Here is a 13,604-nt window from a genome sequence, read left to right on the forward strand (position 1 = left end):
GAAACTAGGTTCTTTATTAATACCTTTCCTAATTTCTAAATACATTATAGTTCTTATTTTTAGCACTGTCAATAGATGAGTGCTAAAAATTATAAACTTATACTTATACTTAAAATCAACCCAAGGATTCCTACAACCATAAAACATAAAGAGATTCCTGCTGCTTTTTTTCTTTGAATCATTTTTATTTTTTGATTAGAATCAATAGAATTTATAGGATAGTTTCTTCTTCCTATCAAATAAAGTAATAAACCACTTGAATTATTTCCATTACTTGCGAGTAATCCCCATAGTTTAGGATGTTTTAAACCACGAATTGTGGCATCAATCACCGTTAATTGATAAATTTGATAAACTGTTTCAATTCCCCCAACAAGTGCAATAGCCGCACATATAATCGCTAAAATACTTTTTACTTCCATGATCCGTTCCTCCTTAAATACGTTTAATCATTTGATAAAGCAACAATGATGAACTCACAATAGCAAGACAAAAGATCATCACTAAATAATAACTTTTACTTGGTAAAAGCATTCCTAGTGTAACCAATAAGATTACCACAATAATATTTAAGATAATCGCTCTTAATAGTTTTTGATTACTTTTAACAACGTTTGTGCTTTCTTGTAAATGTTCCATCATTGCATCGTCCCCTTTCAATAAATCATCAAGACTTATGGAATAAAGGTTGCTTAACTCAATGACACTTATAATATCAGGATAAGATTTTTCATTTTCCCAATTGGATATTGTTTGACGAGAAACATTTAGTTTTTCAGCAATGACTTCTTGAGTCAAATCCCTATTTAAACGTGCCTCCTTTAGTTTTTTACCTATTTCCATATTTTCTTTCTCCTTTCATTTTCATTTTTTCATAATCTATTGATAGAGTCTATCAAACATCTTTTACATAGGACTTTTTTCTTGTCAAAATTATTTGACATAGAAAAAAAGACGCTTTAAAAGGCGTCAAATACTATAAAATAAGTTCAATCATTACTACAACAAAGCATCCAATACAAGCGACTTGAATAAGACTTAATTCTTTATAAGACGCATAAATAATAATGATTGTCGCAACGATTCCAGAAATCAAATGACCTGTTGAATAAAAAATATCTGGGAAGGTCATCGCTGCAAGGACCGTATAAGGAATATAATCCAAAAAGGATTGAATGGTTGGGTTCGTAATTTTTTTATTAATAAAGACAAGTGGTATCGCACGAATAGCATAAGTAATAAGCGACATGATCGCTAAATAAATATAAAACTGTTTATCCATGTGCTTCCCCCTTATTAAATAACACAGCGCCTATAAAAGCACTTGCAAGAGCTGAAATCGTCATCGCAAAACCACTTGATAATTGATTGATGATGGGTAAGTAGTAAAAACCTGAACGGATAATAATTGCAAGAGCTACTACTTTAATTATATTTTTATCTTTTTTCATTCCTGGAATAATAATTGCGATAAACATTGCGTATAAAGCAATTGATAAAGCATTACTAATGACCGTAGGTACAATAGAGCCAAGCATTGCCCCTAAGGTTGTTCCAAGCATCCATCCTGCCGTAGAAATTGAAGCAAGCCCAAAGAAGTAAGTCCGACTCACATTTTCTTCAAGCATCGATAAGGCAAAGATTTCATCGGTAATAAAAAAGCTTAAGAGCCATTTATAAATTCCTTTAAACTTTTCATCTACTTTTTGGGAAAGTGAAAGTGACATAAACGCATAACGAATATTCACGGTCAATTCCACGATTGCCATTTCTAAATAGGTCCCTTGTCCTGCAATAATTCCTAGTGAAGCAAATTGCCCTGCTGAAGTAAGATTCAATAGCGAGATCAAAACTGCTTGTATCACGCTAAATCCCATTGATACAGCAATCGCACCAAAAGAAAAAGACACAGATAAATAGCCTAAAGCAATTGGTATTCCATTTTTCATTCCTCTTTTTATTTCTTTCATAACGTGTCCATTATACAAAAAAATCCTCGATAACTCTACAATTACCGAGGAATATTTTAGGCAAATTTTTCAACAATTGGTTTTGATACCAATTTATTCCATGTACTAATTAATGGACCTGTTCCAAACATTAAAATAATTGTCGCAATTCCTAATGGTCCACCTGTAATAAACCCAATTAAAACACAAATAACATCTGTCATAATACGACATACTGAATAAGATGGTGACATCACATCTGCCATATAAATAGATAAAGCATCATAACATCCTGTTCCAAGATCTGATGTGATATATAAAGAACATCCAAGTGTAACAAATAAAATACCAATCGCTAAAACCACAAATTTCATTGGTAATGAAAATGGTATAACATCTGGTGAAGAAACATTAAATAATTGACAATAAACATTATTAAAGAATTGTACAAAGAAACCGAGTAAAAACATATTAATAATGGCACCAATATTTAAATATTTTAAATTACTTCTACTTAATAAAATTAAAACTAAAAATAAGACCGCATTAATACTTCCTTGAAAAACACCTAAAGGTATATTTAATAAACCACTAATCCCTGTTGTCATTGAGGTAAATGGATCAATTCCCATTTGTGATATACGACATGTTGAAACACCTATAGCGATAATAATATTTCCAATTAAAGAAATAATTGCTAGTTTGATTGAAAACTTAAATTTCATACTTTCATCCTTTCAAAAGTATTATACTTATTTTTTAATCTTTTAATTTTATTTTCAAATTATGAAAAACTATCTCAAAAATGAGATAGCTTCATAAATCATAAAAATCATTTCTGTATTGATTATAAGAAGAAGGAGAAAGAGTAAGATCCAGGGAATAACCTTTTTAATCATTTTCTATTTTCTTAGGAAAGATAATTGTTGTCTTAAAGAGATCACCATCTACATTCACTTCAAAAGTTCCACCTTGAACCTCCACAAAGCTTTTGCAGATGGCAAGTCCTAAACCAGATCCTTCACTTTTACGTGAAGCATCTCCTTGTACAAATCTTTCTGTTAAATCACCTGGATTAGATATTTCATGGGCTGAAATATTTTTGAAAACGACAATGACTTGTTGATTCGTTTCAATGATTTGTAAATAAACTCGTGTATGTTCTAAAGCGTATTTACAGATATTTTGACATAAATTTTCTAAAACACGATAAGTTTTTTCACTGTCTAAATGACAAATGATTTTTTTATTTTCATAATCATTTTTTAGATTTAAATGATGATGTTCAAATTGTTCTTGATATTCAAAGAGAACTTGTTGTAATAAGGCATGAATATCTAAATCTATAGGATTTAATTGAATATTACCACTATTGACTTTAGATACTTCAAATAGATCTTCAATAAGTGTTTTTAATCTTTTAGTATTACGATCTAAAATATCAATATATTCATCTTGTTGTTCTTTTGATAAATCTTCATTTTTTAATAAATCAATATAAGAAATAATAGATGTTAAAGGTGTTTTTAAATCATGAGAAACATTACTAATCAATTCTGTTTTCATCTTTTGTGATGCGACTTCCTTACTTACCGCATCTTTAAAACCATCATTGATACAATTAAGTTCATCTTTTAAGGAATTAAATAAACCAAGATCTTGATTGATTTTATCATTAAATTCACCTTGAGCTAAATGATTGGCTGATTGTAAAAGAACTTGATAATCATTGCTTACTTTTGAAAGTAGCTTTTTAGAAATCAACATAATAATGATGGCACAAATCAAAGAAATAAAACATGTAAAAATAAGATAAATACGTGGACTAATATAATAAAGATTTCCTATAATTCCCATAAAAAAATAAACAAATAATAGAATTCCTTCAATACAAATACCACTGATTAAACCTATTTTAAGAATGATATTTCCTTTTTGATTCTTTAAATCAAATTGTGTTAAGCTTTTAATTTCATCTTTAAAATAGTGATAAGCACTACAAACAAGCGTATGTTCTTTAATAAAGTCTTTACCAAAAACAAGAATAGATTTGATATAAAAGATAAAATACATAATCATGGCATAGAAAACAAACCAACCACCTACATTGATAATCGGTTCAATCGCAACACCGGCACCAGCCATTCCCCTTTCTCTTAGCATCCAAGCAAAAGTTCCTTGCCAAGAGGCCCTTAATACTTCTGTCATGCCAGCAAGCCACATTTCAATTAAAATAATATAAATAAAGAACATAAAGAATAATTTAACTTTAACAACTGTTTTAAAAGGTTCAATTTCAATCAGTTTTCTGACTGGCACAAATAACATAAAAATGACAAGAGCTGCAACAATAATAAAGACATAGGTTACTAAAACATCAGAAATGGATCCTTGTTTAGAACATAATTCTTCTAAATAACAATTTGTTGGTAATTTTTTAGGTATCGCAATCAATACTTTAATGTTTGTTGGATTATTGATGGTTATTTGATTAATAATATCACTATTACCTTCATCTAAATAATTATTTTTAAAAAGTTGATCAAAGGAAGTATTGTAGAAGGATCCTTCCCAATCGCTGGTTTGATTTCCCTCAAGAGAAACATTTCCATTTTCATCATAATCAATGGTTGCATACCATTGATAGTCATTTAATACTTTTTTATCTTGAGTTTCAAATGCTTTTTTTAAATTCTTTTTAGAATTTGTGAAAAAGATTTTTTCATCTGTTTTATCATAAACATAATATTTTATTCCTTTTGTTTCATGATTATTTTCATCTTCTAAATTATAAATATAATCATTAAAAGCATCTTTTAAAGGATAGTCATCATAAACCTTAAGTTGGTCAACATCACCTTCAACATAGTAATGAAGTAAATCATAATTTCCTTTTCTTCTTTGAATTTTCATATCTAATAAAATACTTTTACTTGTAAGTATTTCGGTAATTCTACTTCGATTATTATCAAAATCAAGTTTAGTCGAAGTCATTTTTTCTTTTACACCATAACTTAAATAAGTGACTAATGAAGCAATAATCAATACAGAAAATAAAAGTATTTTAAGTAATCTGTTTTTATTTTTCATGTTTCCTCCTATTGTTTATCAATTTTATATCCAACACCCCAAACAACTTTTAAATATTGTGGTTTTTTAGGATTAATTTCTATTTTTTCTCTTAGATTACGAACATGAACCATCACTGTTTCACTATTAATGGCTTCTTCATTCCAAACACGTTCATAAATATCATCGGCAGAAAAAACCTTTCCCGCATTTTTCATTAATAATTCTAAGATTTTAAATTCGATTGGTGTTACTTTTACCTTTTTGCCATCAACTGAAACAGTTTTAGTATCTACATTCAGTTCAAGACCACCACAAAGATAAATAGAATCACTTTCTTTGGGTGCTGTCGCATCTAAATAACGTCCATAACGTCTTAGATGGGAACGAACACGTGCCATCAATTCCATCGGTACAAATGGTTTGGTAACATAATCATCACCACCTAAATTAAGTCCCATGATTTTATCAATATCTTCTGATTTTGCTGAAAGAAAAATCACTGGAAAATCATATTTTTCCCTTAACTTTGCGACCATTGTTAGACCATCCATACGTGGCATCATAATATCAACAATGGCAAGATGAATTGTTTCTTTTTCCACAATTTCTAAACCTTCAAAGCCATCATTTCCAACATACACATCGTATCCTTGATTTTGTAAATAAATTTTAATTGCATTGGCAATTTCATTGTCATCTTCGACAACTAATACATGATATTTTTCCATTCCCTTTTTAACTCCTTATCTAAGCATTGAAAACAATGCAAAACTAATACATATATAACCTGCATATACACAGCTTATTAAAATGATTTTGTTTATTCTTTCCATCTTCCTCACCTCTTGCCTTAAAGTATAGAGATGATTTATAAATATTTTCTTTTTATATTTCTAAAGATTTTCTTAAGATTAAAACTATCTCTATTGTACATAATCTTTTGTAAAAAAGGAAATCTCTTATAAATATAAGATTATTTGTCTATTTTTACCTAAATTATTAAAATAACTCTTATGTAACATGAGAGTTTGATATAATGAATTTGAGGTGAATACTATGAATAATGATTATTTAAGTATTGGTGAAATGGCCAAAATGAATCATATCACGGTAACAACATTAAGGTTGTATGATGAACTTGATTTATTGAAGCCTGTTTATGTTAATCCTGAGACAAATTATCGCTATTATGATATTAAACAAAATGCACGTTTGGATTTGATTCAATATATGAAAGAACTGCAAATGAATCTTAAAGAAATTAAGGAACTTCTTGATAAAGAAGATATTAATTTAATTGAAGCAATTTTAATTAAAAAAAAACAACAACTTTCTATACAAATCAATGATTTACAAAGAACTAAAGATGCTATTTCAAGAACGATTTATAGTTTGGAAAGATATCGTAAATCACCCCCAAGCGGGACAATTACTTTAGAATATATTGATCGAAGAAGGATCTATGTCATGCATACTAATATTAATTTTTATGAACATGATTTAAATGTTTATGAATATCTTTTAACCCAATTAAAAAATGATTTGATTGCACATCATTATCCCCAAATTTATTATTGTAATGCGGGAACTTTTCTTAATAAAGAACGATTTTTAAAACAAGAGTTTATTTCAGATCGTATTTTTGTTTTTGTGGATGATCATTTTCCTGAAAAAGAAATACAAGTGATTGAAAATGGAATGTATGCTTGTATTTATCTTGATGATTTTCATCAAGAAATCAATTATGCCAAACGTCTTCTTGATTATTGTAAGATGAATCATCTTACAATATGTGGGGATTATATTTGTGAAGTCTTAAGTGAACTCAGTATTTTTGATCATCATGAACGTTCCATGTTTTTAAGATTACAAGTTCCTGTTTCTTTTGAAAAATAGTTGACTCTCTTCCTGGATAAGAGTCTATGATGTAAGTGAAAGAAATAGGAGGCATGAATTATGGAAAAGATTAAAGTTGTACAATATGGTTGTGGAAAGATGGCAAAATACATCATCCGTTATCTTTATGAAAATGGAGCTATGATTGTTGGTGCTATCGATACAAATCCCGCAATTGTAGGAATGGATATTGGTGATTTTGCAGAACTTGGTGTTAAAACAGGAGTATGCATTTCTGATCAAGCAGATAAAGTTTTAGATGAAACAGATCCTGATATTGCCGTTGTTACTTTATTTAGTTTAGTCAGTGATTGCTTCGATCATTATGTAAAATGTTTGTCAAGAGGAATTAGTGTTATTTCTACATGTGAAGAAGCAACATATAGTTGGACAACAGATCCAGTTCGTACAAATCAATTAGATGTTATTGCAAAAGAAAATGGATGTACTTTTGTTGGTAGTGGTATGGAAGATGTCTTCTGGGTAAATATGGTTGGTTTAGTAGCCGGTGGATGTCATTCCATTAAAAAGATTGAAGGTGCTGTAAGTTATAATGTTGAAGATTATGGATTAGCTCTTGCCAAAGCTCATGGTGTTGGTTTAACTCCTGAAGAATTTGAAGCAAGTATTGCCCATCCTGAAGTATTAGAACCTTCATATGTATGGAATTCAAATGAAGCCTTAGCAGCACGCATGGGATGGACAATTAAATCTCAAACACAAAAATGTGTTCCTTATTTCCATGAAACAGACTTATATTCATCAACTTTAGGTGAAACAATTCCAAAAGGAAACTGTATTGGAATGGCTGCTGTTGTAACAACAGAAACTTTCCAAGGTCCTGTTATTGAAACACAATGTATTGGTAAAGTCTATGGTGAAGATGATGGTGATATGTGTGATTGGAAAATTACAGGTGAACCAGATACAGAGTTTCATGTTGTAAAACCTGCAACGGTTGAACATACATGTGCAACAATTGTCAATCGTATTCCAACTGTTTTAGTTGCACCTGCTGGTGTAGTTACAGTTGATGAATTAGATCGTTTAGATTATTTAACTTATCCTATGGAATATCATATTTAATGTAAAAGCAGAGCCTAAGCTCTGCTTTTTTGATAGAAAACAATACTTTCATAAGGTTTAAGAGTTCCCTTTTGATGCTTTTCATAGTTTTTAATTAATATTTTTTCATCATTTAGAATAGAGGTATCATAACCAACTTCTTGATTACTAAAATTACAATAAACTATCATTTCTTCATCTTTATAAAGTCGTTTGTATGCAAAGATATTTTCATCATCTTTCATTATTAACTCATATTTACCTAAAGTAATGATTTCATATTCTTTTCTTAATTGAATTAATTTTTGATAAGTATGAAAAATAGAATTTGTATCTTTCATTTCTGCTTCAGCATTGATTGTTTGATAATTTGGATTGACCATGATCCATGGTGTTTGATTACTAAATCCTGCATTTTTACCTTTGTTCCATTGCATTGGTGTTCTAGCGTTATCTCTACTTGATTTTCTCATATAGCGTAACATATCTTCATGACTTACCGATTTTTCTATTTCTACAAGTTGTTTGTAGCTATTGAATGTTTCAATATCTCGATAATCATCAAGTGAATTAAAAGGTACATTTGTCATCCCCAATTCTTCCCCTTGATAAATATAAGGTGTCCCTTGCATCATATGCAAACATATCGCCAACATTTTTGCTGATTTTTCATGACACAAAGGAGAAGAAGTATCACCAAATCTTGAAACACATCGTGGTTGATCATGATTATTCCAGAACAAAGAATTCCAAGCCTGTTGATACATTCCTACTTGCCATCTCGACATAATTTGTTTTAAATCTTTTAAAGAAAATCTTTGATCTGTCCATTTATTAACTTCTGCACCATCAACATTCATTAGTTCAAACTGAAAGACCATGCTTAATTCTTTATTATCTAAAGGAGCATATTTTTTAGCATCCTCGATTGTTACAGCAGGGGTTTCTCCTACTGTTAAAAGTTCTTTTCTAGAAAATACTTTTTGATTCATTTCTTGAATATATTCATGAATATGTGGTCCATTTGCACATACTTGATGACCATTAATAGTACTGTCTACATAGTATTGACTTTCATCCTTACTAATAAGATTAATGACATCTAAACGAAAACCATCAACACCTTTATCTACCCAGTAATTCATAATATCAATACATTCTTGTCTTACCTTAGGATTTTGCCAATTTAAATCAGGTTGTTTTTTAGAAAATAAATGCAAATAATACTCATTTGTCTTTTCATCAAGTTCCCAAGCTGAGCCTTGAAAGCAGCTTGTCCAATTATTTGGAACATCTCCCTCATTTCCTTCTTTCCAAATATAATAATCTCGATAAGGATTATTTTTAGATTTTTTACTTTCTTGAAACCAAAAATGTTCATCACTTGTATGATTAAAAACTAAATCAAGAATAATTTTGATATCTTTTTGATGCGCTTTATCTAATAATTCCTCAAAATCACTCATTGTTCCAAATTCACTTTGAATACTTCTATAATCAGAAATATCATAGCCATTATCATCATTTGGAGATTTAAAAATAGGGGTTAACCATAATACATCAACACCTAATATTTTTAAATAATCAAGTCTTGAAATAATACCTTGTAGATCTCCCACACCATCATTATTACTATCTTGAAAGCTTTTTACATAAATTTGATAAACAACACTCTTTTTCCACCATTCCATATTGATTCCTCCTGCTTTTATTATTCTCTTTTTATAAAGGAAATTCATTGCCTTTTTTAACAATTTATAGTCAATTATTAACTTTTCGATATTTTGCTGGTGTTGTATGATATTCTTTTTTAAAAACATTTTCAAATGATTTTACATTTTTAAATCCATGATTTAAAGCAATATCAATGATTTTCATGTTAGTATGTATTAAATCATAATAAGCATGTTTTAATCTTATTTTTTGTAGATATTGATAAAAAGTTGTTCCTGTTTGTTTTTTAAAATAGCGGGTCAGTGAATTAGGATGAAAGTGAAATTGTTCAGCTATAATTTCAAGTGTTAAATCTTGGTTATATCTTTTTTCTATTTCTTCTATTATTTTATAAATTTCTTTTGTGTTTTCTTCTTGTTTTTTATCTAATAAACAATCCTGTATGAGTTTTTGATAAAGTTGATACATTAAAATATGTTGTTCTATTGGTAAAAGATGGTGAATATATTTCATTTCTAACCAAGGTTTAAACCATTCTTTGTTTGATGGAGCTTTTAATTTAAAGAAATAAGATTGAATTTGAAATTCTTTAAAGACATCAACTGACAACAAATATGTATATAAATGTGTAAATTCAGGAAAATTGAATTGATGTACACTATGTGAGTTAATAATAAACATTTCCCCTTGATAAAATATTTCTTTCTTTCCATCGATACATGCTTCTACTTTTCCTGAAACGACATATACAACTTCAATATCTTGATGATAGTGGGAACTTACTGGTCGACTTTTATTAAATTGATGATTATAAAAAACAATAGGATATTTAATATTTGTTTTAACGATTTCTAGATGATGATCCATTTTATTCACCTCTTTTTTATTATATAAGAAAAAAGCCTACATCGTAGACTTTTTGATCATATTTATAAAATACTGATGAATTGAATCATCTTCATCAAGTTCGGGATGAAATGCAAGTGCTAGTTGATTTTTATATTGAACAGCAATAATATTGTCATTCACTTTAGAAAGAATATCAACACCCTCTTGTACACTTTCGATATAAGGTGCTCGAATAAAAGTCATAGGTACTTTTCCTATTCCTTTCATTTCTTCAATGGTGTGAAAACTTCCTAGTTGTCTACCATAGGCATTTCTTTTAACCGTCATAGGTATTGTAGAAAAGTAAGTTTGATCCTGATTAACAATTCTATCAGCTAATAAAATGAGTCCTGCACATGTAGCAAGTGTTGGTAAACCATCTTGAATACGTTTTTGTAAATCATCAAACATATCTAATTCTTTTAAAAGCTTTCCTTGAACCGTACTTTCGCCTCCAGGTAATACGAGTCCATCAAAATCTTGATCAAGATCACTTTTTTGTCTTAATTCGATACAAGTCGCTCCTAATTGTTCTAACTTTTTTTCATGTTCAATAAAAGCTCCTTGTAAAGCAAGAACCGCAATTTTCATTATTTACCTCTTTCAGCCATTAAAATTTCAATTTCTTGTTCATTAATACCAACCATTGCTTCCCCTAAATCTTCAGATAATTTTGCAATCAATTTAGCATTCGTATAATTTGTGACAGCTTTAACGATTGCTGCTGCACGTTTTTTAGAATTTCCTGATTTAAAGATTCCTGAACCAACAAAGACTCCTTCTGCTCCTAATTGCATCATTAATGCGGCATCTGCAGGTGTTGCAACTCCACCAGCAGCAAAGTTAACAACTGGTAATTTTTTATGATTGTGAACATATTCTACAAGTTCATATGGTACTTGTAATTGTTTTGCAACTTCGAAAAGTTCATCTTTTCGAAGAGCCGAAATTTGGGCAATTTGTTTATTCATCATTCTCATATGACGAACGGCTTGAACGATATCTCCTGTTCCTGGTTCTCCTTTTGTACGAATCATGCTTGCCCCTTCATTGATACGACGAAGTGCTTCTCCTAAATCTTTAGCTCCACAAACAAATGGTACTTCAAATTCTCTTTTGTTGACATGATAAACATCATCAGCTGGTGATAAAACTTCACTTTCATCAATATAATCAATTTCAATTGCTTGTAAAAGCTGTGCTTCTACAAAGTGTCCAATACGACATTTTGCCATAACTGGAATACTTACTGCTGCTTGAATTTCTTGAATCATTTTTGGATCAGACATTCTTGCAACTCCCCCTGCTGCACGAATATCTGCAGGAATTCTTTCAAGTGCCATAACAGCACATGCTCCAGCTTCTTCTGCGATTTTTGCTTGTTCAGGTGTTGTTACATCCATAATAACACCACCTTTTAACATTTGTGCTAATTGTTTATTTAATGCATATCTTTCATTTGCCATTTTTTAATCCCCCTGTTTACTTTTGTTATGGCTTTTATTATACTTAAATGTGAACATATTAAAATATTCAATTTAAATATATTCAATAAGGTCAGTTTAAGGAGGAATCAATTATGTTAACATATAATCTTACAAATATAGGGTCAGATTCTCTTTATGAATATCTTTATAAATGTATAAAAAAGGATATTATTTTAGGAAATATAAAACCAGGAGAAAGACTACCATCTAAAAGACCTTTTTCAAAAAATCTTGGGGTAAGTATCATTACTGTTGAAAATGCCTATAGTTTACTTATGTCAGAAGGATTTATTTATTCATTACCAAAAAAAGGTTTTTATGTCACTGATCTAAAAAATATTCCTTCTAAAAAACAAATGAATAAAGAGAAAGTGATTTTAACAAGTGGTCACAATCACTACTTAGCTGATTTTTCTAGTAATCAAACTGAAAGTGATATCTTTCCCTTTACTACCTGGATCAAGACCATGAAAGAAGTACTAAGAGATAATCAAGAAGAGTTAATGATCAACTCACCTTGTGGAGGAATTCTTGAACTAAGAAAAAACATTGCGAATTTCTTAAAAGATTTTAGAGATATGAATGTTAAACCCGAACAAATCATTATTGGTGCAGGTACAGAATATCTATATAGTTTGATTATTCAGCTTTTAGGAAACGATGTTAAATATGGCTTAGAAAATCCTGGTTATCCAAAAACTGCGCAAATTTATAAAAGTATGAATGTTGATTTTGAATATGTGGATATGGATGAATATGGAATTGATCCAAATGAATTAGAAGAAAAGAAAATTGATGTAATACACATATCCCCATCTCATCATTTTCCTACAGGTATTGTTGTACCAATTTCAAGAAGATATGAACTTTTAGGTTGGGCAAATAAAGTTGAAAAACATTATATTATTGAAGATGATTATGATAGTGAATTAAGATTAGGAGGAAAACCAATTCCTACCCTACAAAGTATCGATGTTTCCGATAAAGTCATCTACATGAATACCTTTACTAAAACTCTATCATCAACCATCCGTATGTCCTATATGGTATTACCAGAATCATTAGCTGATGAATATTATAAACGTCTTTCATTTTATTCATGTACCGTTTCAAATTTTGAACAATATACACTTTCTAGATTTATTGAAAACGGGCATTTTGAAAGACATATTAATCGTTTAAGAAATTATTATTTAAAAAAACAAAATACAATCTTAAATGCTTTCCAAACAAGCAGTCTAAATAATAAGATTGAAATTTATAATGAAACTACCGGTGTTCATTTTTTAATGAAAATAAAAAGTAAAAAAGCAGAAAAAGACATTATTAACAACGCCTACAGTAAAGGAATAAAGTTAAGTCCACTTTCTCAATATTACAAAAATAATGATGAAAATAAAAATATTTATGTTATGAACTATTCCTCATTAGATAGTGAAAAAATAGAACTAATTGTAAAAAAATTAAAACAATGTATTTAAAAAGCCTAACAGATTGTGTTAGGCTTTTTTAGTTAACAAACATAAAAAAAAGAAGGAACTGGCAACGAGCTATTTTCGCACAATGTACTATC

Annotated in this window: 14 protein-coding genes; 3 read left to right on the top strand and 11 right to left on the bottom strand. The window is 29.4% G+C overall.

Going from position 1 to position 13,604, the window contains the following annotated elements; genetic code table 11:
• Positions 1-89: 89 nt before the first annotated feature.
• The 7 genes from HUU89_RS13515 to HUU89_RS13545 all read right to left on the bottom strand — a co-directional run bounded on the left by HUU89_RS13515 (position 90) and on the right by HUU89_RS13545 (position 5,749).
• On the bottom strand, positions 90-422 hold the full coding sequence (locus HUU89_RS13515; RefSeq protein ID WP_175302036.1) for a hypothetical protein: 333 nt from the start codon (positions 420-422) through the stop codon (positions 90-92).
• Positions 423-435: 13 nt separating this feature from the next.
• Entirely contained in the window at positions 436-843 is a 408-nt protein-coding gene (locus tag HUU89_RS13520; protein WP_175302037.1) for a helix-turn-helix transcriptional regulator, read from the bottom strand.
• Positions 844-976: 133 nt separating this feature from the next.
• On the bottom strand, positions 977-1,282 hold the full coding sequence (locus HUU89_RS13525; protein WP_022000660.1) for an AzlD domain-containing protein: 306 nt from the start codon (positions 1,280-1,282) through the stop codon (positions 977-979).
• The gene (locus HUU89_RS13530; protein ID WP_217498499.1) at positions 1,275-1,988 is read right to left on the bottom strand and encodes an AzlC family ABC transporter permease; all 714 of its coding nucleotides are present in this window, start codon (positions 1,986-1,988) and stop codon (positions 1,275-1,277) included. The genes HUU89_RS13525 and HUU89_RS13530 overlap by 8 nt, the downstream gene beginning before the upstream one ends.
• Positions 1,989-2,026: 38 nt before the next feature.
• A complete protein-coding gene (locus HUU89_RS13535) occupies positions 2,027-2,674 on the bottom strand; it encodes a YczE/YyaS/YitT family protein (protein WP_175302038.1) in 648 nt (215 codons plus the stop codon).
• A gap of 166 nt (positions 2,675-2,840) precedes the next feature.
• Positions 2,841-5,039 (bottom strand): sensor histidine kinase, encoded by a 2,199-nt coding sequence (locus HUU89_RS15175; RefSeq protein ID WP_175302039.1) that lies wholly within the window; start codon positions 5,037-5,039, stop codon positions 2,841-2,843.
• A gap of 8 nt (positions 5,040-5,047) precedes the next feature.
• Positions 5,048-5,749: a response regulator transcription factor gene (locus HUU89_RS13545; protein ID WP_175302040.1), complete on the bottom strand. Its 702-nt coding sequence runs from the start codon at positions 5,747-5,749 to the stop codon at positions 5,048-5,050.
• 328 nt (positions 5,750-6,077) lie between these two features.
• Here HUU89_RS13545 and HUU89_RS13550 point away from each other — a divergent pair, with 328 nt between their 5' ends.
• Positions 6,078-6,917, top strand: coding sequence for a MerR family transcriptional regulator (locus HUU89_RS13550; RefSeq protein WP_032090729.1), 840 nt, complete (start codon positions 6,078-6,080; stop codon positions 6,915-6,917).
• A gap of 60 nt (positions 6,918-6,977) precedes the next feature.
• Positions 6,978-8,003: a dihydrodipicolinate reductase gene (locus tag HUU89_RS13555; protein ID WP_032090730.1), complete on the top strand. Its 1,026-nt coding sequence runs from the start codon at positions 6,978-6,980 to the stop codon at positions 8,001-8,003.
• Positions 8,004-8,017: 14 nt separating this feature from the next.
• On the opposite strand, the gene HUU89_RS13560 is transcribed toward HUU89_RS13555, so the two are convergent.
• The 4 genes from HUU89_RS13560 to pdxS form a co-directional block, all read right to left on the bottom strand.
• The gene (locus tag HUU89_RS13560; protein ID WP_217498500.1) at positions 8,018-9,673 is read right to left on the bottom strand and encodes a glycoside hydrolase family 13 protein; all 1,656 of its coding nucleotides are present in this window, start codon (positions 9,671-9,673) and stop codon (positions 8,018-8,020) included.
• A gap of 70 nt (positions 9,674-9,743) precedes the next feature.
• Positions 9,744-10,523, bottom strand: a complete 780-nt coding sequence (locus HUU89_RS13565) for a helix-turn-helix transcriptional regulator (RefSeq protein WP_175302041.1) — start codon at positions 10,521-10,523, stop codon at positions 9,744-9,746.
• Positions 10,524-10,559: 36 nt separating this feature from the next.
• Complete coding sequence (gene pdxT, locus HUU89_RS13570) at positions 10,560-11,135, bottom strand: pyridoxal 5'-phosphate synthase glutaminase subunit PdxT (protein WP_175302042.1); 576 nt, start codon at positions 11,133-11,135, stop codon at positions 10,560-10,562.
• Entirely contained in the window at positions 11,135-12,010 is an 876-nt protein-coding gene (gene pdxS / locus HUU89_RS13575) for a pyridoxal 5'-phosphate synthase lyase subunit PdxS (RefSeq protein ID WP_175302043.1), read from the bottom strand. Before pdxS ends, pdxT begins: the two co-directional genes overlap by 1 nt.
• A gap of 113 nt (positions 12,011-12,123) precedes the next feature.
• Here pdxS and HUU89_RS13580 point away from each other — a divergent pair, with 113 nt between their 5' ends.
• Positions 12,124-13,512 carry a PLP-dependent aminotransferase family protein gene (locus HUU89_RS13580; protein ID WP_175302044.1) on the top strand — a complete coding sequence of 463 codons (1,389 nt, stop codon included), beginning with the start codon at positions 12,124-12,126 and terminating at the stop codon, positions 13,510-13,512.
• The last annotated feature ends 92 nt before the right edge of the window (positions 13,513-13,604 follow it).

Source organism: Faecalibacillus sp. H12 (genome assembly GCF_013361255.1).
Classification (GTDB): Bacteria; Bacillota_I; Bacilli_A; order Erysipelotrichales; family Coprobacillaceae; genus Faecalibacillus; species Faecalibacillus intestinalis.